Annotated in this window: 15 protein-coding genes; 5 read left to right on the forward strand and 10 right to left on the reverse strand. The window is 62.2% G+C overall.

The annotated features are described in order from the left end of the window. Nucleotides 1-7 precede the first annotated feature (7 nt). The 9 genes from PBDP_RS27480 to PBDP_RS27520 form a co-directional block, all read right to left on the reverse strand. On the reverse strand, nucleotides 8-1,876 hold the full coding sequence (locus PBDP_RS27480; RefSeq protein WP_212801556.1) for a c-type cytochrome: 1,869 nt from the start codon (nucleotides 1,874-1,876) through the stop codon (nucleotides 8-10). 157 nt (nucleotides 1,877-2,033) lie between these two features. Then, nucleotides 2,034-5,486 carry a GMC family oxidoreductase N-terminal domain-containing protein gene (locus tag PBDP_RS27485; RefSeq protein ID WP_109755042.1) on the reverse strand — a complete coding sequence of 1,151 codons (3,453 nt, stop codon included), beginning with the start codon at nucleotides 5,484-5,486 and terminating at the stop codon, nucleotides 2,034-2,036. A gap of 997 nt (nucleotides 5,487-6,483) precedes the next feature. Continuing rightward, on the reverse strand, nucleotides 6,484-7,050 hold the full coding sequence (locus PBDP_RS27490) for a GNAT family N-acetyltransferase (protein ID WP_116833625.1): 567 nt from the start codon (nucleotides 7,048-7,050) through the stop codon (nucleotides 6,484-6,486). A 332-nt stretch (nucleotides 7,051-7,382) separates the two neighbouring features. Beyond that, nucleotides 7,383-8,153, reverse strand: coding sequence for an electron transfer flavoprotein subunit beta (gene etfB, locus PBDP_RS27495; RefSeq protein ID WP_109755044.1), 771 nt, complete (start codon nucleotides 8,151-8,153; stop codon nucleotides 7,383-7,385). A gap of 15 nt (nucleotides 8,154-8,168) precedes the next feature. Further along, nucleotides 8,169-9,389, reverse strand: coding sequence for an electron transfer flavoprotein subunit alpha (gene etfA, locus PBDP_RS27500; RefSeq protein ID WP_109755045.1), 1,221 nt, complete (start codon nucleotides 9,387-9,389; stop codon nucleotides 8,169-8,171). Further along, nucleotides 9,389-11,338 (reverse strand): dimethylglycine demethylation protein DgcB, encoded by a 1,950-nt coding sequence (gene dgcB, locus PBDP_RS27505; protein WP_212801557.1) that lies wholly within the window; start codon nucleotides 11,336-11,338, stop codon nucleotides 9,389-9,391. The genes etfA and dgcB overlap by 1 nt, the downstream gene beginning before the upstream one ends. 169 nt (nucleotides 11,339-11,507) lie before the next feature. Beyond that, nucleotides 11,508-13,568 carry a dimethylglycine demethylation protein DgcA gene (gene dgcA / locus PBDP_RS27510; protein ID WP_109755047.1) on the reverse strand — a complete coding sequence of 687 codons (2,061 nt, stop codon included), beginning with the start codon at nucleotides 13,566-13,568 and terminating at the stop codon, nucleotides 11,508-11,510. 15 nt (nucleotides 13,569-13,583) lie between these two features. After that, entirely contained in the window at nucleotides 13,584-14,114 is a 531-nt protein-coding gene (locus PBDP_RS27515; RefSeq protein ID WP_003177589.1) for a 4-vinyl reductase, read from the reverse strand. Between the two features lie 79 nt (nucleotides 14,115-14,193). Beyond that, nucleotides 14,194-15,171 (reverse strand): dipeptidase, encoded by a 978-nt coding sequence (locus tag PBDP_RS27520; RefSeq protein ID WP_030139307.1) that lies wholly within the window; start codon nucleotides 15,169-15,171, stop codon nucleotides 14,194-14,196. Between the two features lie 235 nt (nucleotides 15,172-15,406). Here PBDP_RS27520 and PBDP_RS27525 point away from each other — a divergent pair, with 235 nt between their 5' ends. Both PBDP_RS27525 and PBDP_RS27530 read left to right on the forward strand, forming a co-directional pair. Continuing rightward, the gene (locus tag PBDP_RS27525) at nucleotides 15,407-15,808 is read left to right on the forward strand and encodes a lysozyme inhibitor LprI family protein (RefSeq protein WP_109755048.1); all 402 of its coding nucleotides are present in this window, start codon (nucleotides 15,407-15,409) and stop codon (nucleotides 15,806-15,808) included. 57 nt (nucleotides 15,809-15,865) lie between these two features. Next, on the forward strand, nucleotides 15,866-16,282 hold the full coding sequence (locus PBDP_RS27530; protein WP_116833628.1) for a DUF3010 family protein: 417 nt from the start codon (nucleotides 15,866-15,868) through the stop codon (nucleotides 16,280-16,282). 155 nt (nucleotides 16,283-16,437) lie between these two features. On the opposite strand, the gene PBDP_RS27535 is transcribed toward PBDP_RS27530, so the two are convergent. Continuing rightward, on the reverse strand, nucleotides 16,438-17,397 hold the full coding sequence (locus tag PBDP_RS27535) for a GlxA family transcriptional regulator (RefSeq protein WP_109755050.1): 960 nt from the start codon (nucleotides 17,395-17,397) through the stop codon (nucleotides 16,438-16,440). 193 nt (nucleotides 17,398-17,590) lie between these two features. On the opposite strand from PBDP_RS27535, the gene PBDP_RS27540 reads away from it, so the two are divergent. From PBDP_RS27540 to PBDP_RS27550, 3 genes are all read left to right on the forward strand, one after another. Then, nucleotides 17,591-18,535, forward strand: coding sequence for a choline ABC transporter substrate-binding protein (locus PBDP_RS27540; RefSeq protein ID WP_109755051.1), 945 nt, complete (start codon nucleotides 17,591-17,593; stop codon nucleotides 18,533-18,535). A 70-nt stretch (nucleotides 18,536-18,605) separates the two neighbouring features. After that, on the forward strand, nucleotides 18,606-19,493 hold the full coding sequence (cdhC, locus tag PBDP_RS27545; RefSeq protein WP_109755052.1) for a 3-dehydrocarnitine:acetyl-CoA trimethylamine transferase CdhC: 888 nt from the start codon (nucleotides 18,606-18,608) through the stop codon (nucleotides 19,491-19,493). Between the two features lie 158 nt (nucleotides 19,494-19,651). After that, the gene (locus PBDP_RS27550; RefSeq protein ID WP_212801558.1) at nucleotides 19,652-20,617 is read left to right on the forward strand and encodes an L-carnitine dehydrogenase; all 966 of its coding nucleotides are present in this window, start codon (nucleotides 19,652-19,654) and stop codon (nucleotides 20,615-20,617) included. Nucleotides 20,618-20,740: the final 123 nt, after the last annotated feature.

The raw sequence follows: 20,740 nt of genomic DNA on the forward strand, positions 1-20,740 counted from the left end.
CCCCGGGCTACAGGGTCTTCATGAATTCGATCAGGGCTCGCTTGTCGACGTCCGACAGCTGCGTGCCATACAGGTGGCCGCCGTTGTGGTTGCCTTCCAGGCGGGTGTCGTATTTGAAATCCGCCGACGCCTTCATTTGCGCGCCGCTGGTGATGAAGCCGACCTTCTCCTGGTCGTAGATGTCGGAGCCGGTGTAGAACACCTGCGGACGTTGTTCCGGCGCTTGCAGCAGATCCCACAGGGTCGGCACCGAGCCATTGTGCAGGTACGGCGCACGCAGCCAGATGCCGTCGGTAGGCGTGTTGCTGTAGCTCTGGGTCTTGCGGTAGGCGCCGAAGTCGAACGGTGGTTTCTTGAAGCCGTGGAACGCTGCCACCAAGCCCGTGGTGAAGGAGTTCAGGCGATGGGGATCGGTGCCCAACTGGTCGATGTTGGTAGTGACCTGGCCGGTGTCGCTGCGGCCGAAGTCATGGCAGCCGGCGCAGTTTTTCTCCCAGATCGGCTTACCTTGGGCGACTTTGGCCTGGTCCAGGGCGAACGGCCAGGCCGGGGCCTTATGGCCCAGCAGCCAGTTGGTCACCCGGTTGAAACTCGGCGGCAGCACCGATTCCGGCGTTGCGCCCACGGCCATGGCCGCTGCGTAGTTGCGCTCGTGGATCTTGTTGTTATTGCCGTCCCAATGCAGGTACATCGACTCGCGGGGCTTCTGGTTCCAGACCTGCGGCAGATCCACGGTGCCGATGGTGGAGTCATCCGGGAAGCCGAACACCACCATTTTGGTCGGGTTGAAGGTGTCGGTCCGCCCAGGGCCTTGGGCCGGACGCAGTTTCTGCCAGGCGTAGGACTGCTTCTGCTTGAGCAGCGCGCTCTTGGCCATCGGGATGATCAGGTAACGGTTGTAGAGCTTTTCGAAAAAACCCAGTTGGAACTTGCTGTTGATCGCCGCCATGACCGCATCGGGGGTGAATTTCGGGTCGCTGGCACAATCGTAGGCGAACCACTGGAAGGCTTGCAGTTGCAAGGTATTGGCCGGCGCGCTGGCGACCGGAATCGCTACGTCAGTGGCATTGGCCCGGTAGGAACCGGTATGGCACAGAGCGCAGTTGGGCTCCACGGTGGGGTAGCCGAGCTGCCGCTTGGCCATGCCGATGGGCAGGTCGTTGCCGTTTTCATAGAGGAAACCGAACACCTCGTAACCGCCCGGCTTGGGCAGTTTTTCCGGGCACATCTGCGGCAGTACGGCAAACAGGTAATAGGGAATCCGCGCCTCGATGCCCAGGCCGATGGCGGCGTATTTGTAATGGTCTTCGTCTGAGGCGAAGTCCGGTTGCGGCACTTCCCGGATCATCTGGTACCAGGTCTGGTAGCCAATGAAACCCAGCAGCGCTACCACCAGCAACGTGCCGACCTTGAATCCGTGGCTCTGCCAGCGCAGCGCCCAACCGGCGCGCCATTCCCGCCACCCGGCGCAAAGCAAGGCCAGCGGACGATTGACCTTCGGGCTGCCCAGGTACAACAGCACGCCCAGGATCAGGAACATGCTCAGGTCGCCCATCAACATCGGCACGAACAACGAGCCCTGGTTGTTGGTGTTGATCAGGTAGATCCAGAACACCACCGCCACCAGCCGCGACAGCACGCACAACCACGAATGCACCACGAAACGTGGCGCGTTGAACCCCGAGGGCATGTAGAACAGGCTGATCCCCACCAGCAACATGCCGGCGTTCTCCAGCCAGGGATCGGACAATACGGGTGGCAGGCCGATCATGGACGTCAGCAACGCCGGCGCGAACAGCGCCGGGATCGCGAAGAACATGTTCATGACAATCCCGACCCAGATGATGCGTTGGAACCAGCGGATGTAAGTGTTCATGGGCATCCTTTTTCCTTATTCCTGACTCGCCACAAAACCCATGTGGCGAGGGAGCTTGCTCCCGCTGGGCCGCGTAGCGGCCCCCAAGACTTCAAAAGCGACGACTGCTTCGCAGCCGAGCGGGAGCAAGCTCCCTCGCCACGGGTCAGTCGCGACTTCAGCCCAACGCGGTCTTCTCCAGGTGCCCAAGGATGATCGGATACACATCCACCACCGCATCCTTGCCGAACATGCAGTCGATGTGACCGTACCCCGGCACTTCATGGCGGCTGAACAACTGCGGGCCATGCATCTCGCACAGTCGCTCGTAGGTCTTGAGGGTGCTTTGCGGCAGGTAGCACTGGTTGTCGGCGCCGCTGATGAAGCAGATCGGCAGCTTCAGCCGATCGAAATGCGGCATGTAGACGTCATTGCCCTTGAAGTCCACCAGATGCCCCTTGCGCACGATCAGCGCCAGGTGCTCGAAGGTCTGAATGTTCGACTCGCCGAACAACTCATGCAGGTTGTCGTGCAGGGTTTCATTGAGGGTGTCGTGGCGGTACAGCGACGCATACATGAAGGTGATGCGATGGCAGACCGGGTTGGTGCAATAGCCCTGGGCCTCGATCCGGGCATAGCCGTTGAGGGCCTTGTCGTAGAGTTTGTTGAACCAGCTTTCCTTGGTGTCGGCGTAGGCCGTGAGGGACTTGATGCCGATGGCATCGAGCATCCCCGGCAAGTGCAAACCGGCCTTCAACCCGGTGGCGGTGGCGACCACCGTGTCGGCGGCGATCTGCGAGCAAACCACCGAACGCACCCCTTGCAAGCCTGCCAGCATCGACATGAAGAACGTCGTCGCGCCATAGCAATGCACCACGCACTGCACGTCACGGGCCAGGGTCGCTTGCTGGATCTGCTCGATGGCGGCCTTGAAGTCGTACTGGGCCACCTGGTCGCCGTTCCATTCATGCTTGCTGGCCGGCAGCAGGATACTCACGCGCAAATCCAGCAGCCAGACGTCGTACTCGTACTTGCACAGGTACTCCAGCAGGTTGGTGTGGATGGTGTCGGTGGAGAAAATATTCGAGCCCACGCCCAGGCCATGGACCAACATCACCGGGCCTTTGGTACCGGCCTGGTAACGGGTCAGGCGCAACTCGACGTTGTCTTCGGTCTGGAAGAAATGCACCACCGGTGCCGGCGCAACCAACGGCCGTTTCAAGCGGGGCGGCGCATCCGGGTTGAAGTAGACGTCGCCGGCGAAAACCCCGCCGTAGCTTTCCCACAGGATCCCGGCGAAGAACTTGCCGAACCGCGCCAGTGCCTCCACACGCTCACGCTCGTTACGGGCGTTGAGCACTTTCATGGTGGTCATCTGCTTGGCGAAGTCGGCCGGCAGAATGTGCATCACCCCGGAGCCGATCACCGCGCCGGTCTTGTCCGGCCCGCGATAGAGCGTGACGTAAAGGGTGCTGGTGTCGTGCCAGATGTTCAGCACACCGTTGTCCTCGGGCACGGTCTTGAAGGCGCTGAAGTAATAATCGCTGCCGTCTTCGGCGGTCAGCTTCATGTCGTAGTTCATGTGCCGCACGCCAACCTGCTCCTGGTACTGCTCGAACAGATTGAATACGCCGTTGCTGGCGACCAGCGGCTGCGACGACAGCAGCGGTGCATCGAGGGTGCCCACCAGGGTCGCGGCGTGCTCCGGTTCCTTGATCAGGCGATTGAGGTCGGCGGCAGTGATGGTCAGGGTGAATTCGATCGGCGAGTTGTCGGCCTTGCCCCGCTTGGCCGCCGCTTCGTACAGGCTGAGGTCGGTGCCCTGGGCTTGGGTGAAGGCGGTGGAAAAGTAGCCCTTCATGGTTTCGGTGAATTGCACGCCGAGTGTCGGCGCCGCCACGGGTTTGCTCGGGGCCGAGGGCAGCGTGTAGTCAATGATCCAGCCCCGATCCGCCGCCAGCAGCCCCATGTTGCGCTCGCTCACCGCCGAGATGGTCAACAGTGGGTTGACCGCCAGGGACGTCGGGATCACTGCGCCGTCGCTCACGTACAGGCCTGGGTAGACATCGGTACCGCTGGCGCCACTGAACACCTGGCCCTTGTGGTTGACCACTCCTTGCGTCGCATCTTCGCCCATCACACAACCGCCCAACGGGTGGACCGAGACGATGCTGTGCTTGAGCAGCTTGGTCCAGATCGGATTCTCGACCCAGATCCCACCCAGGGCCTTGGTGCTCTGGTGCAAGCGTTCATTGCCGAGGGTGACGTTTTCCTGTTCGCCGACGCCTGGCCAATCGATGCGCAGTTGGTCCTTGTTATCGAGCAGCATGCGGCCCTTGGCGTTGTCATGGCTCATGATCAGGTAGGTCTGCATGTTATGCAGCGCACCATGGTAGGGGCCGCGCAGGAAACTCTCGGCTTCCCGGCCCTTGTACTTGAGGCTGGCACCGAAGCCGGTATCGGTGGGCACGCCGATCATCCCGGCGAATGCCGCCATGCTCGGCACCATGGCTGAGCCAAGGGCACCGGGAATCGAACCTTCCTCGATGACCATGCGGCTGCGCCAGTCGCCTTCGGTACGCATGTCGATGATTGAGGTAATGCACGGTCCCACCGGTTCCAGCTCCTTGGCCGAATGGGCGCCAAAGCCGATGCCGTTGATGACCTGGTCGCAGTTGTGGCCGAAACCGAGGATGTCGCCATTGCCGCTCATGTTCTCGCCCAACTGGCTGGACATCGACAGGCCCTTGTCTCGCGAGCGCAACATGATTTCGGTGGAACCCAGGGTACCGGCGGACACCACCACGATATCGGCCCGCACGAACAGGGTCGGCGCCGAGAACATCTCGCGGCCACTGTCCAGGTATTGGAAGTGCACGATCCAGCCATCGCCGTCGCGTTCCAGGTGCCGCACCTCGGCCTGGCAGAAAATCTCTGCGCCGTGGTTCCAGGCATCCGGCAGGTAGTTCATCAGCGTGGTGTTCTTGGCCTTGTTGTTACAGCCCGAGACGCAATCGCCACAGCCATTGCAGGGCAACTGTTCGACGCCGACGTGGTTGAGGTTGTTGGGCAGCTTGTCGAAGGTCACGTTGATCGGCGGCTTGTAGAAATGCGCGCCTTGCTTGAGGTAGTCGGCCGACTTCTTGTGGGCGTCGAGCTTGGGCAGGTTCGGCTGCGAAGCCGGATAAGGATTGGGCTTGAGCATCTCCCGGGCCCGGGCGTAGCCGTCCTTGAGCAGCGTGTCGCGGTGTTCGCGCACCGCCTGGGGCCAGCGCGGGTCCTCGAACACACCGGGCTCCGGCTCCAGCGCAACGTTGGCATTGATCAGCGAAGTGCCGCCCAGGCCACAACCGACCACCACGTTCTGCTGGGCGTTGACGTGCAGGTCGAACAGCCCGGTACGCGAACCGATGTGCCCATCCGGGTCGTGGACTTGCAGTTCCTCGGTGGCCGCCACCAGGGTGTTGGGGTATTCGCCGGGCTGGATTTCCCGGCCACGCTCCAGCAGGCAGACCTTGCGCCCGGCCCTGGACAGGCGCGAGGCAGCAATGCCACCACCGTAGCCGGAACCGATGACGATCACGTCGTAGTGCTCCTGGATATCACTGATGGGGGTCGAGATCCGTGTCATGTTCAAGTCCTCTCAGGCAGATGGGGCAACTCTGCGGTTGCCTGCAAATCGACAGGCGCACGAACGCCTGGCCACCGTCCCTTGCAGGGTCCGGCGGCAGTCAGCGGTGCTACAGGGGGAAAACCCGGGCGCTATAGACGCGCACGCTGATTGGCGGCGCGTCGATGAATGCGTTTATGTAAAGAGGTGGGAGATGCCGGGACACAGGTCACCGGTGAGAGCGGGTGCAAGCGGGGGGCCTTGCTATCCATCATGTGTTCTCCCTGAACCTGATGTGGATAAAGTGCGATGTCCTTGTGCCATGGAAGTGAAGACAGCCGACAGACCCTCGTCAAGGGTGTGCCTTAGAACTGTATGAAATTTGATCTATCGCGATTTGCGCTATGCAAACCGTGGCTTGTAGCGTTCGGCGAACAAGTTATCCACACGACCACCCACAGCAAATGGGGACAAGTGTGGGTATGCCCGGTATTTTTTCAGCGACAAAGTGAATAAAAACCGTGACTTATGGACAATGATGGTTTTTCCGGGCTGCCGGTTGCTTTTTGATCAATTGCCTGCAAGCCTTTCCCAACAAGGCCTTTAGAGGTGAGCGAACACCTTATCCACAGAAGAGCCAACAGTGTTTGGGGGTAATTTTGACGATTCTGTGGAAAACCCTTTGGACGGCTTGTAAAGCGGGGTTTTCCCGGGGTTTTCCTGATAAAAACGGCCAATCGATCATTTTATGATCAATCCACTGAACACCCCGGCCCGTATGGCTTGCAGCGTAGAGCGAACATCTTATCCACAGAAGCGCCAACAGAGATTGGGGGCAAGTTGGTGCTGGAACTGCCTCTTACTCACAGATAAAAACCAATAAAAACCGTGGGTTAGGCTGACTGTTTTTTGAGCGAAGGCCTGCAGGGCCTGATTTGCATGGGGTGCAGCGAGGGGCAAACAGGTTATCCACAGAGGCGCACACAGGGATTGTGGGTAAGCAATCCTCCTGTGGGTCTCAAGGCCGATGCATGAGGTACGCCTCCCCCGTCACCCGAATCATTGGATGCGGGACAACCTGACAGGTCTTGACGATGCCAAAGCCATGGCGCTCATAGAACCGGCGGGCGCCGGTATTCGCGGCGTAGTCGATCAGGCTCAGGCCGTTGAGCGCCAGTTGATCGGCCCGCTGTTGCGCCCGTTCGAGAAAGCGCGCGCCGAGGCCCTTGTTGCGCCAGCCTTCATGCAGGGCCAGGCTTGAAATGTAGAGGGTATCGGGGACTTCCATGTCGGCGTAGGGCGCCAGGATCGGATCGGTGGTGGGAGTCGCCAGCGGATCATCACGTGTCACATAACAATGCATCATGCCGATGACCCGTCCGCCGGCTTCTGCGATAAGGCAGTTCTGATAGGAAAAATCGACATCCTCGCGGGCATAACGAGCAGCACCCACGTCCAGCAAGTCCTGCCCTGGCTCCGCTATTTGGCTCCAGATGTAATCCGATGCGCCCTCTGAGGAAATCCGGAACAAACGAGCGATCTCCCGGGTATCCGTGGGCAAGGCTGGACGAAATTCAACTTCCATTGATATGGCTCCTTTGGCTGACAAGCGGTTTTCTTACGCGCAGGTTTGAGGCGCGGCAACACGTCGGGACAGCGGTTTTATGGCTGGATGTTGCGGCAGGTCAGGTTGATCGTTTTTTAAGCGAAGGCTCGAAAGGCCTGATTGGCGCGGTGTCCGGGTAGGACCGAACAGGTTATCCACAGAGGCGCGCACAGGGATTGTGGGTAAAAACCGCAACACCTTGTGGGAGCGAGCCTGCTCGCGATGAGGCCATGCCAGTCAACATGGATGTGAATGTAAGACCGCTATCGCGAGCAGGCTTGCTCCCACAAGGGTTTGTGGTGAGCCTGGATTTAGCGAACCACCCCTTCCTCCACCAACAACTTGAGAATCGCCTCGGCCCCCGCCTCCGCGCTCACGCCCTTGAGCACTTGCCCGCCTCCGCCACTGGCCTTGGCCGTGGCGGCCTTCATGCGGTCGGCGCCGCTCTTGGCCTTGATCACTTTCAAGCGTTTGGGCCGTGGTTTGGCCGGTTGCAGGGTTGCCACCGCCAGCAGGGTGTCGTCGATCACTTCGACTTCCTCGGCATGCAACGCCCCACGCCGGGCCGGGCCGTAGGCGCTTTGCCGAGGTTTTGGCGCAGCGTTATCCACAGTGGCCAGAAACGGCAGGCGCACTTTGAGGCGTCGGCGTTGCCCACGCGGCAAGGCTTGCAGCACCAGGGCCACGCCGCCGTCGATGGACTCGACCTGAGCGAGCCCAACCACCAGCGGCCAACCCAGATTCTCGGCCAGCAGGAACGGCAACATGCCCGAGCCTTCGCCGGTTTCCGCCTGGCTGCCGGTGAGCACCACTTGGGCGCCGGCGTCACGCAGGTAGTCAGTCAGGGCTGGCAACGCATCAGCGCCGACGGGGTTTTCCAGGACGTGGAGTTCGTCCAGGCCCATGCCCAGGTAAGCCCGCAGGGCCGGTTCGGCCACGTCGCCTGCGTGCAGCACTTGCAGGTCATTGCCAGCCAGTTGCAGGCCCAGCTCCACGGCCCGGGCGTCCTGTTCGGCACGGCGGGGCCGACCGGAGGTGGGGTGAGCGCCGATGGACACCAGGCTGATCACTTGAGTACTCATGATTGAATCCTTAGCTTAAGCCGCATCGCGCTTGGCTTCGTTGCGGTAAGCCTCTACCGCCGCGATCAAGGCCTGGAGAATCGCCGCGCTGTCGCCGATCACCGACAGGTCTGCCCGTTTGATCATGTCGCAGCCCGGGTCGAGGTTGATCGCCACCACTTTGTCGCAGGCACCGATACCTTGCAGGTGCTGGATCGCCCCGGAAATCCCCACGGCCACGTAGACCCGCGCCGTGACCCAGGTGCCGGACGCGCCGACCTGACGGTCGCGAGCCATGAAGCCGTCGTCCACCGCCACCCGCGAAGCGCCTTCGGTAGCGCCCAGGGCCGCAGCGGTCTTGTGGAAAAGCTCCCAGTCCTTGACCCCGTTGCCGCCGGAGAAAATGAATTCGGCCTCGGCCATTGGGATCGCCCCCGGGTCCACCGCCACCGCGCCAAGATCCTCGATGCGCGACAAACTGCGCGCCACGCTTGTGGATAACTCCACCGGCAGGGCTTCGTGACGGGTTTCGCTGACCGGCTCGGCGCATTCGGCCGCTGCCAGGATCAAGCGCGCCAAGGGTCGGGCCAAGTCTTGCAGGCCCGCGCCGGCACGGCCGATGCATTCCTCGCCCTTGACCTGCCAGACCCGCGTCGCCGGGCGTTCGCCCAGGGCCGCGGCAAAACGCCGGCCCAGTTCGCCGCCACCGGTGCGGCTGTCGGGCAGCAGCCAATGGCGTGGGTTGAATTGGTTATCCACAGCCCGAAGGCCTTGCACCCGTTGTTCCGGTGCATAACCGCTGAATTCCTCGCCTTCCAATACCAGCAAGCGGTCGACACCGGCCGTGGCGAAGGCGTTTTCCTTGTGCTCGCCGAACACCACCGCCAGCACCGCGCCTTCCGCGCCGGCAAGCTGATGGGCCAGGCCCAACAGGTCGCGGTCGTGGCTGCTGAGACGGCCACCGACCATGTCCGGAACGACACAAATGTGGAACGCCGGTTGCGGTACTTGATGCAGCGGCAGTTGCACTTCGGTGGCGGCGGTACGTTTGGTCGCCCCCCCCTGCTGGGCACCGCTACGGTCGATGCGCTTGATGCCGTTGGGGCCGATGAAACCGACGCCATGAACGTTCTTGCGAATGACGCCGTTCGGCCCCATCCAGCTGTGCTGTACCGGTTGCATGGCCGCATGCAACGGGTGCAGGCGGTTGCGGGCGATCCACTCGGCGCGAGGGTCGCGGCGGATGATGTCGCTCATTAATGCACCTCCGCGGGTTCACGTTTGGCTGGGGCCACGGGCTTGCTCGGGGCCGCGTCTTCCAGCAGCGCATCGGCCACCAGTTCGGCGATGTCCTTGATCATCGGTCGAGGTTCGACCACACCTTCAAGCATCGCGGTGCATTGTGGACAACCCACGGCCACCAGCTCGGCACCGGTTTCGCGGATGTCTTCCATGCGCATGTCGGGGATCCGCTGCTTGCCCGGGATGTCGGTGATCGGCGCACCGCCGCCACCGCCGCAGCAACGGGAGCGGAAACCGGAACGCTGCATTTCCTTGACCTCGATACCCAGCGAACGCAGTACTTGGCGCGGCGCCTCGTATTCGCCGTTGTAGCGGCCCAGGTAGCACGGGTCGTGATAAGTCACGCTGTCGCCCTTGTGCTGGCCAAGGTTCAGCGCGCCGGCGTCGATGATTTCCGCCAGGTAGGTGCTGTGGTGTTGCACCAGGTAGTTGCCATCGAAGGCGCCGTATTCGTTTTTCAGCACGTGGAAGCTGTGGGGGTCGCAGGTGACGATGCGGTTGAAGCTGTACTTGGCCAGGGTCTGGATGTTGCGTTTGGCCAACAGCTGGAAGGTCGCTTCGTCACCCAGGCGCCGGGCCACGTCGCCGCTGTCGCGTTCTTCGAGGCCAAGCACGGCGAAGTCGACTTTCGCGGCTTTGAGCACTTTGACAAAGGCGCGCAGGGTGCGTTGGTTGCGCATGTCGAAAGCACCGTCGCCAACCCAGAACAGCACGTCGGTGGATTTCTTTTCGCTAAGCAGATTGAGGTTCAGGTCCGCCGCCCAGTTCATCCGTCCGCCCGGGGCGAAGCCGCCCGGGTTGTCGGTGGCGATGAGGTTTTCCAGGACCTCGGCGCCCTTGTTCGGCGTCGCGCCTTTTTCCAGGGTCAGGTGCCGGCGCATGTCGACGATGGCATCGACGTGCTCGATCATCATCGGGCATTCCTCGACGCACGCCCGGCAGGTGGTGCAAGACCACAGGGTCTCGGCGTCCACCAGGCCGTTGACGATCGGCTGGTGCGGATTGCCGCTGTGTTCGCCCACCGGTTTACCCGGATACGGGCTGCCGGCGAATTTCGCATCGGTGCCGCCGGCCAGGCCGACGACCATATCCTGGATGAGTTTCTTCGGGTTCAGCGGCTGGCCGGCGGCGAACGCCGGGCAAGCAGCCTCACACTTGCCGCACTGCACGCAGGCGTCGAAGCCCAGCAGTTGGTTCCAGGTGAAGTCCTTGGGTTTTTCCACACCCAGCGGTGCGGCGGGGTCGTTCAGGTCCAGCGGCTTGAGACCGGTGGAACGGCCACCGCCAAAGCGCTCGGCACGGCGGTGCCAGGCCAGGTGCAGGGCCCCGGCGAAGGCGTGCTTCATCGGCCCGCCCCAGGTCATGCCGAAGAACAATTCCGAGACGCCCCACAGCACACCGACACCCAGGATCGCCGCCACCAGCCAACCGCCGAAGTTCTCCGGCAGGATGCCCGCCACCGGCAGGGTCACCAGGAAGAATGACGCCGAGAAGGCCAGCAGGCTTTTCGGCAGGCGCATCCACGGTCCCTTGGACAAACGGGCCGGCGGATTGCGTCGACGCAGGTAGACGAAGATCGCACCGACGAACATCACCGCCGACATCAACAGCAACGCGTAGCCGAGCCAGCGGTTATGCAGGCCAAAGCCGTGGACCAGGATCGCCAGCACCACCGACGCCACCGCACCACCGGCCGTGGCCACGTGGGTATTGGCAATGTATTTGTCCCGCGCCACCACATGGTGCAAATCCACCATGTAGCGCTTGGGCATGGCGAAGAGGCCGCCGATCAGGTCGACCTTGGCCGGTCGGCCCCGGCGCCACATGTTTACCCGCCGCAAGGCGCCGAGGACCGCGAGGCCCAGGGCAGCGAACAGCAGGATGGGAAGAAGGGTGTTCAGCATGGTGAAGCTCCCAAAGACCTCAGGTCTTGCAGGCACAGAAACCTGGATGTCTTGCTCGATTCCTGTGGGAGCAAGGCTTGCCCGCGATGCAGTCGACTCGGTCAGTCAGATGCTGCGCGTCGCATTTTTCGCGGGCAAGCCTTGCTCCCACAGGGTTATCCACAAGCCGTTAGAAATCCTTGCACAACCGCAGGGCGTCGTAGATGGCAGCGTGGGTATTACGCTGGGCCACGCAGTCGCCGATGCGGAACAGCAGGTAGCCCTCGCCGCTCTGCTCCAGGCACGGTTGGGGCTTGATCGCGAACAGGGCTTCGACGTCGATCTGGCCCTTGTTGCGCGACCCTTCCTTGAGCGCGTAGTAGATTTCTTCGTCCGGCCGCACGCCGTTTTCCACCACCACCTGGTCCACCACACGTTCTTCCTTGGCACCGGTGTATTCGTTCTCCAGCACCGCCACCAGCTTGTCGCCTTCGCGGTAGACCTTCTCCAGCATCATGTCCCCGGTCATGATCACTTCCTTGGGGTACATGCTGCGGTAGTAGGTAGGGAACGACGTCCCGCCAATCGCCACGCCCGGCTTGATGTCGTCGGTGACGATCTCGACCTGGCTGCCCTTGTCGGCGAGGAAGTCGGCCACCGACATGCCGGTGAACTCGCAAATGGTGTCGTAGACCAGCACGTTCTTGCCTGGCGCGACCTTGCCGTCGAGCACGTCCCAGCTGCTGACCACCAGCCCTTCGGCGGCGCCCCAGTGCTCGTTCTGCTCCAGGTTCGGATGCCCGCCGACAGCCAGTACCACCACATCTGGACGCAGGTCCATGATGGTCGCCGCATCAGCCGCCACGCCCAGGCGCAGGTCGACTTTCAACCGCGCCAGCTCCAGTTGGAACCAGCGGGTGATACCGGCGATCTGGTCCCGTTGCGGAGCCTTCGAGGCCGTGGTGATTTGCCCGCCGATGAATTCTTTCTTCTCGAACAGGGTCACGTCGTGCCCACGTTCGGCGGCCACACGCGCCGCTTCCATCCCGGCCGGGCCGGCACCAACGACCACCACCTTGCGTTTCGGCCCGGTGGACTTCTCGATGATGTGCGGCACGCCCATGTATTCACGGGACGTCGCGGCGTTCTGGATGCACAGCACGTCCAGGCCCTGGTACTGGCGGTCGATGCAGTAGTTGGCGCCGACGCACTGCTTGATCTGGTCGATCTGGCCCATCTTGATCTTGGCGATCAGGTGCGGGTCGGCGATATGGGCGCGGGTCATGCCGACCATGTCGACGTAACCGCCCTCCAGGATCCGCGTGGCCTGGTTCGGGTCCTTGATGTTCTGCGCGTGCAGGACCGGGACCTTGACCACTTCCTTGATACCGGCGGCCAGGTGCAGGAACGGCTCCGGTGGATAACTCATGTTCGGGATGACGTTGGCCAGGGTGTTGTGGGTGTCGCAACCCGAGCCCACCACGCCGATGAAGTCCAGCATGCCGGTGTCATCGTAGTACTTGGCGATCTGCTTCATGTCCTCGTGGGACAAGCCGTCCGGGTGGAATTCGTCACCGCAGATGCGCATGCCCACGCAGAAGTCGTCACCGACCTCGGCACGCACGGCTTTCAACACTTCCAGGCCGAACTTCATCCGGCCTTCGAAGGTGCCGCCCCATTCGTCGGTACGCTTGTTGACCCGCGGGCTCCAGAACTGGTCGATCATGTGCTGGTGCACGGCGGACAGTTCGACACCGTCCAGGCCACCGGCCTTGGCCCGGCGCGCCGCCTGGGCGTAGTTGCCGATCACCCGCCAGATTTCTTCCGGCTCGATGGTCTTGCAGGTGGCGCGGTGCACTGGCTCACGCACACCGGATGGCGACATCAGCGTCGGCCAGTTGAAACCATCCCAGCGCGAGCGCCGGCCCATGTGGGTAATCTGGATCATGATCTTGGCGCCATGCTTGTGCATGGCGTCGGCCAGGTTCTGGAAGTGCGGGATGATGCGGTCAGTGGACAGGTTCACCGAACTCCACCATTCCTGCGGGCTGTCGATGGCGACCACCGACGAGCCACCGCAGATCGCCAGCCCGATGCCGCCCTTGGCCTTTTCTTCGTAATACTTCACGTACCGGTCGGTGGTCATGCCGCCGTCGGTGGCGTAGACCTCGGCGTGGGCGGTGCTGAGCACGCGGTTGCGGATGGTCAGTTTGCCAATCTGGATCGGCTGGAACATTGCTTCAAAAGCCATGGCGCAATCCTCGACTTACAACGGCTTGACGATGAACAGGCCGTCGTCGTGGCCTTCTTCGGAACCGCCATAGACCTGTTCGGCCACGGTGCGGATCTTGCTGCCGCGAGCGGCCAGGATCTGGTCCATGGCGCCGGCGAACCAGCCGGTGAACATGTAGTCGACCTTGCGCCCGACCTTGCCGTACACATAGACGAACGCCGAGTGTTCGAGCTTGACGCTGGCGGTGCCTTTGTCCAGGTCGATGTCCTGGATCTTGAACAGACCCCAACCACGCTGGGACAAGCGCTTCATGTAGTGCTCGAACACCGCGACCCCTTCCAGGCCATGGCATTCGGCTTCTTTTTCACACCAGTGCCAGGCGGATTTGTAGCCGGCCTTGTAGAGAATCTCGGCATAGGCGTCGGCGCCCAGCACTTCTTCGATGCCCATGTGGTTGTTGACGAAGAAGTGACGCGGCACGTACAGCATCGGCAGGGCGTCGGAGGTCCAGACACCGGTTTCGCTGTCGACTTCGATAGGCAGTTGCGGGGCGATCTTGGCCATGAAAACTTGACTCCGGAAATTCGTGGTATTGCCTGCGGCGCAGAGGGCCGCAGGTAGAGGATTAGCGGTGCGGTGGCGGTTACTCGCCCCAGACGTCTTTCAAGACGTTGACCCAGTTTTCGCCCATGATCTTGCGCACCACCCGCTCAGGATGGCCGCGCTTGAGCAGCGTCTCGGTGAGGTTCGGGAACTCGCCCACAGTGCGGATGCCCAGGGGGTTGATGATCTTGCCGAAGCTGGTCAGACGACGGGCGTAGCCCTTGTCGTGGGTCAGCATTTCGAAGAAATCCTGGCCGTGGCCCTGGGTGAAGTCGGTACCGATGCCGATGGCGTCTTCGCCGACGATGTTCATGGTGTATTCAATGGCTTCGGCGTAGTCGTCGATGGTCGAATCGATGCCCTTGGCCAGGAACGGCGCGAACATGGTCACGCCAACGAAGCCGCCGTGGTCGGCGATGAACTTCAGTTCCTCATCGGACTTGTTGCGCGGGTGCTCTTTCAGGCCCGACGGCAGGCAGTGGGAATAGCAGACCGGCTTCTTCGATTCGAGGATGACTTCTTCGGAAGTCTTGGAACCGACGTGGGACAGGTCACACATGATGCCGACCCGGTTCATCTCGGCGACGATTTCACGGCCGAAGCCCGACAGGCCGCCGTCGCGCTCATAGCAACCGGTGCCGACCAGATTCTGGGTGTTGTAGCACATCTGCACCACACCCACGCCGAGCTGCTTGAAGATCTCGACGTAGCCGAGCTGGTCTTCGAAGGCGTGGGCGTTCTGGAAGCCGAAGATGATGCCGGTCTTGCCTTGTTCCTTGGCGCGACGGATGTCGGCGGTGGTTTTCACCGGGATCACCAGGTCACTGTTCTCGCGGATCAGTTTCTGGCTGGCAACGATGTTGTTGATGGTGGCCTGGAAACCTTCCCACACCGACACGGTGCAGTTGGCCGCGGTCAGGCCGCCCTTGCGCATGTCTTCGAACAGGTCGCGGTTCCACTTGGCAATGATCAGCCCGTCGATAACGATGCTGTCGGCGTGCAATTCGGCTGGGCTCATCAGGCAGTCCCCTTTTGTCAGCGATTCATGCGCCGAATCGTGTGCCGGCGCTTTGGGGCCAGCATATGCCTGAGGGCCGTGGCGACCGGGTGCAAAAACGACAGGGGAATTGCCGAAAGCGTCAATCCGCGACAATGGGCTATGCCCGGCCCACCCTGCCCGTCTGTTCTTTACCCGACGCTTGCGCCAGAATCCGCTGCATCACTGGCTTTCACTGGACTCGAGCGGCGACGCAATGAAATCAATCTTCCTGGCTTTGGCACTGATCAGCACCGTCGCACACGCGACCGAAGACACCGAACCCAACCCCTGCGACGCCGTGGAAAACGACGTCCAGACCCTGGCCTGCTCGGCCTATGGCAAAACCGCCGCCGAACAACTGCTCAATGAAAACCTGCAAAGCCTCAACGAACGCCTGCAAACCCGCTACGCCAGCGACAAGGCCCAACTCAGCGACATCACCGCCAAGATCAAGAACGCCCAACAGCTGTGGCAAAAACAGCGCGACGCCGACTGCGCCATCGCCGCCTTCCCGGCCAAACCCGGCAGCGAAGCCTACAAAATCGCCGAAAACGACTGCATGGCCCAGGTGAGCGACGATCGGTCGGAGTTTTTGGAGTCGATAGGGCAGGAGTGATGCGTCAGGAGCCGTTCCGCGCGGTAAGCTGCGCGCATCATTGGTAAAGGGACTCACATGAAAACCTGCGGCATCGAAATCAAAGGCAGCGAAGCGATCATCGCCGTTGCCTCGCTGGATCAACAGGCACTGACCCATATCGCCCTCAACACCAAGAAAATCGCCCTGGACGACGATGACGAAGCCGCCAACGTCAAGGCCTTCGCCGCTCAGGTGCGGGCGTTCGTGGTGGATAACGGTATCGAACGCATCGCCATCAAGAAGCGCAGCAAGAAAGGGGAATTCGCCGGAGGGCCGACGACGTTCAAGATCGAGGGGGTGTTCCAGTTGCTGGAGGGCTGCGAGGTAACGCTGCTGTCGCCGCAGACCATCAATGCGCAGAGCAAAAAGCATGACTTCGCCCTGCCGGCGACGCTGAACAAGTATCAGCATGAGGCTTATAAGGCAGCATGTTCGGCGCTGGTGAAGAAATAGATCTTTCCAACCGGACACAGTACCTGTGGCGAGGGAGCGCCCAGGCTCCTGAGCATCTTGGCCACCACCTCCAGCTTCGAATCGGTGAGTTTTATACTCAATTATGACGACAGGTATAATTTATAGTCGCGAGCATAATTGAGTATAAAACCCTGTCAAACCAGCTCCCGTCCATCCCCCTGCCGCCGCCGATCCTCCCGTGGGCAGCGCGCGAACCGTGCCCGATAGCTGCGGGTAAAGTACGACGGTGACTCAAAACCGCAGGCAATGCTCACTTCCAGCACGCTCATGTCGGTCTGACGCAGCAATTGCCGGGCCTTTTCCAGGCGCAAGCGCAGGTAGAAATTGCTCGGGGTGTCGTTCAGGTGCAGGCGGAACAGCCGCTCGAGCTGGCGGCGGGTAACGCCAATGGACTCGGCCAGTTCAAGGGTACTCAGGGGCGGTTCGCTGTGAGTTTCCATCTCGCCGATGACGTGCACCAGCTTCTTGTTGCGAATGCCGTAGCGGCTGGCGATTTCCATGCGCTGGTGGTCTTTGCGCGGCCGGATGCGCCCCAGCACGAACTGTTCGCTGACCTGGATCGCCAGTTCCGAACCATGGGCCTGGCCGATCAGATCAAGCATCAGGTCGATGGACGCAGTGCCGCCGGCGCAGGTGATGCGGCGACGGTCGATTTCGAACAGTTCCTGGGTCACGCTGAGCTGTGGATAAGATTCCTTGAACGCCTCGATCGCTTCCCAATGCAAGGTCACGCGGTGCCCTTCCAACAGGCCCGCCTCGGCCAGGACCACGCTACCGGTGTCGATGCCGCCGAGGGTCACGCCTTCATTGTCCAAACGATGCAGCCAACGCTCCAGGGCCGGGGTGGCGAATTTCAGCGGTTCGAACCCCGCCACCACCCAGAGCGTCGCGCCCTTCTTCAATGGCTCCAGCGCAGCATCGGCGTTGACCGACATGCCATTGCTCGCCAGCACCGCCCCACCATCGGCGCTCAGCACATGCCAGCGGTACAGCTCGCCACGAAAACGATTGGCGACCCGCAACGGCTCGATGGCCGAAATGAAGCCGATGGCCGAGAAACCCGGCATCAACAAGAAGTAGAAATCCTGGGACATGGAGCGCACTCGGTTGACGGGCAGCGTGCGGACCTTGATACGCCAGTTGCAAGCGACGTTCAAGCGTACAGGTCGCTGCAGTGCAAGAGCACGTCGCCGCTGTGCGTTTTGCCCCGCCCGAGGCTGCGTAACTTGGCATCACCGGCGCGCAGACTCCGGGCCCCATAACAATAAGCTGCCGAGGAACCTGACAATGAAACGACTGATCAGCTACTGCGTTCTTGCACTCAGCGCTACCCAACTCCTGAGCCCGGCCGCCATGGCAGCCGAGCCCGCCGCGTGCCAGAACGTGCGCCTGGGCGTGGTCAACTGGACCGACGTCATCGCCACCAGCGCCCTGACCCAGGTGATGCTCGATGGCCTCGGCTACAAGACCAAGCAAACCAGCGCCTCCCAGCAAATCATCTTCGCCGGCATCCGCGACCAGCGCCTGGACCTGTTCCTGGGCTACTGGAACCCGCTGATGACCCAGACCATCACCCCGTTCGTCGAGGCCAAGCAGGTCAAGGTGCTGGAACAACCCAGCCTCAAGGATGCCCGCGCGACCCTGGCCGTGCCGACCTATCTGGCCGACAAGGGCCTGAAGACCTTCGCCGACATCGCCAAATTCGAAAAAGAACTGGGCGGCAAGATCTACGGCATCGAGCCCGGTTCCGGCGCCAACACCCAGATCAAGGCGATGATCGCCAAGAACCAGTTCGGCCTGGGCAAATTCCAGCTGGTGGAGTCCAGCGAGGCCGGCATGCTCGCCGCCGTGGACCGCGCCGTGCGCCGCAAGGAAGCCGTGGTGTTCTTTGGCTGGGCACCGCACCCGATGAACGTCAACGTGCAAATGACCTACCTCACTGGCAGTGACGACGCTCTCGGCCCGAACGAAGGCATGGCCACCGTATGGACCGTCACCGCGCCGGACTACGCCCAGCAATGCCCGAACGTTGGGCGCTTGCTGAGCAACCTGACCTTCACCGCTGAAGACGAGAGCCGGATGATGCAACCGCTGCTCGATCACAAGGACCCGCTGGAGTCGGCCCGGCAATGGCTCAAGGATCATCCGCAAGACAAGCAGCGCTGGCTCGAAGGCGTGACCACCTTCGACGGCAAGCCCGCTGCCGACAACCTGAAGCTGACCAGCAACTGATCAACCTTTATCCCCCTGCGCAGCACCCATGGCTGCGCAGTGACTCATCACGCCTGAAGGAATCCGCACCATGAACCACGACGTCATCATCACCTGCGCACTCACCGGTGCTGGCGACACGACCGCCAAGAGCCCGCACGTGCCGGTCACCCCGAAACAGATCGCTGCCGCCGCCGTCGAGGCGGCGAAGGCCGGGGCCACGGTGGTCCACTGCCACGTTCGCGATCCGCAGACCGGCAAGTTCAGCCGCGATGTGGCGCTGTACCGCGAAGTGATGGAGCGCATCCGTGAGGCGGACGTCGACATCATCGTCAACCTCACCGCCGGCATGGGCGGCGACCTGGAAATCGGTGCCGGCGAACGACCAATGGAGTTCGGCCCCAACACCGACCTGGTGGGGCCGTTGACCCGCCTGGCCCACGTCGAAGAGCTGTTGCCGGAAATCTGCACCCTGGATTGCGGCACCCTGAACTTCGGCGACGGCGACACCATTTACGTCTCCACCCCGGCGCAACTGCGGGCCGGGGCCAAGCGCATCACTGAACTGGGGGTCAAGGCCGAGCTGGAGATCTTCGACACCGGCCACCTGTGGTTCGCCAAGCAACTGATCAAGGAAGGCCTGCTGGACAACCCGCTGTTCCAACTCTGCCTGGGCATCCCGTGGGGCGCGCCGGCTGACACCACCACCATGAAAGCCATGGTCGACAACCTGCCGGCGGATGCCGTGTGGGCCGGCTTCGGCATCGGTCGCATGCAAATGCCGATGGCCGCCCAGGCGGTGCTGCTGGGAGGCAACGTAAGGGTCGGGTTGGAAGACAACCTCTGGCTGGACAAAGGCGTGCTCGCCACCAACGGCCAACTGGTGGAGCGCGCCAGCGAAATCCTCAGCCGCCTCGGGGCGCGGGTGCTCACGCCGGCTGAGGGCCGCAAGAAAATGGGACTGACCCAGCGCGGCTGACCAAACACTTATCTCCCCCTAGGGACACAACCTGTGGGAGCAAGGCTTGCCCGCGATGACGGTATGTCAGTCGACATCCCTGTTGAATCTACTGCCGGCATCGCGGGCAAGCCTTGCTCCCACAGGGGATCACCGAACTATTTTTTCAGGACATCACTATGAGCTTCATCACCGACATCAAAACCTTCGCCGCCCTGGGCAGCGGTGTGATCGGCAGCGGCTGGATCAGCCGCGCCCTGGCCCATGGCCTGGACGTGGTCGCCTGGGACCCCGCGCCGGGTGCCGAAGCGGCGCTGCGCAAACGCGTCGCCAACGCCTGGGGCGCGCTGGAAAAACAAGGCCTGGCCCCTGGTGCTTCGCAGGATCGGCTGCGCTTTGTCACGACCATCGAAGAATGCGTACGCGACGCCGATTTCATCCAGGAAAGCGCCCCCGAGCGCCTGGAATTGAAACTCGAGCTGCACGCCCAGATCAGCGCCGCCGCCAAGCCGAACGCGCTGATCGGTTCCAGCACATCGGGGCTGCTGCCGAGCGAATTCTACGAAGGCGCCACCCACCCGGAACGCTGCGTAGTCGGCCACCCGTTCAACCCGGTCTACCTGTTGCCACTGGTGGAAGTGGTGGGCGGCAAAAACACCGCGCCCGAGGCCGTGCAGGCGGCGATGCAGGTGTACGAATCCCTCGGCATGCGGCCACTGCACGTACGCAAGGAAGTACCCGGTTTCATCGCCGACCGCCTGCTCGAGGCGCTGTGGCGCGAAGCCCTGCACCTGGTCAACGACGGCGTGGCCACCACCGGTGAAATCGATGACGCGATCCGTTTCGGTGCCGGCTTGCGCTGGTCGTTCATGGGCACGTTCCTGACCTATACCCTGGCTGGCGGCGATGCCGGCATGCGGCACTTCATGGCCCAGTTCGGCCCGGCGTTACAGCTGCCGTGGACCTACCTGCCAGCGCCGGAGCTGACCGAGAAACTGATCGACGACGTAGTGGACGGGACCAGCGCGCAACTGGGCAGCCACAGCATTTCGGCCCTGGAGCGCTATCGTGATGATTGCCTGCTGGCGGTGCTGGAAGCGGTGAAGACCACCAAGGCCAAGCACGGAATGGCCTTCACCGAGTAACCCCTGGCTTTTTGGGGCCAGCCTATCTGGCCTCATCGCGAGCAGGCTCGCTCCCACAGGGGATTTTCTGGGTGAAATAATAGTGTTCACACCGCCAAATCCCTGTGGGAGCGAGCCTGCTCG

The organism is Pseudomonas sp. St290, from assembly GCF_018325805.1.
GTDB lineage: Bacteria > Pseudomonadota > Gammaproteobacteria > Pseudomonadales > Pseudomonadaceae > Aquipseudomonas > Aquipseudomonas bijieensis.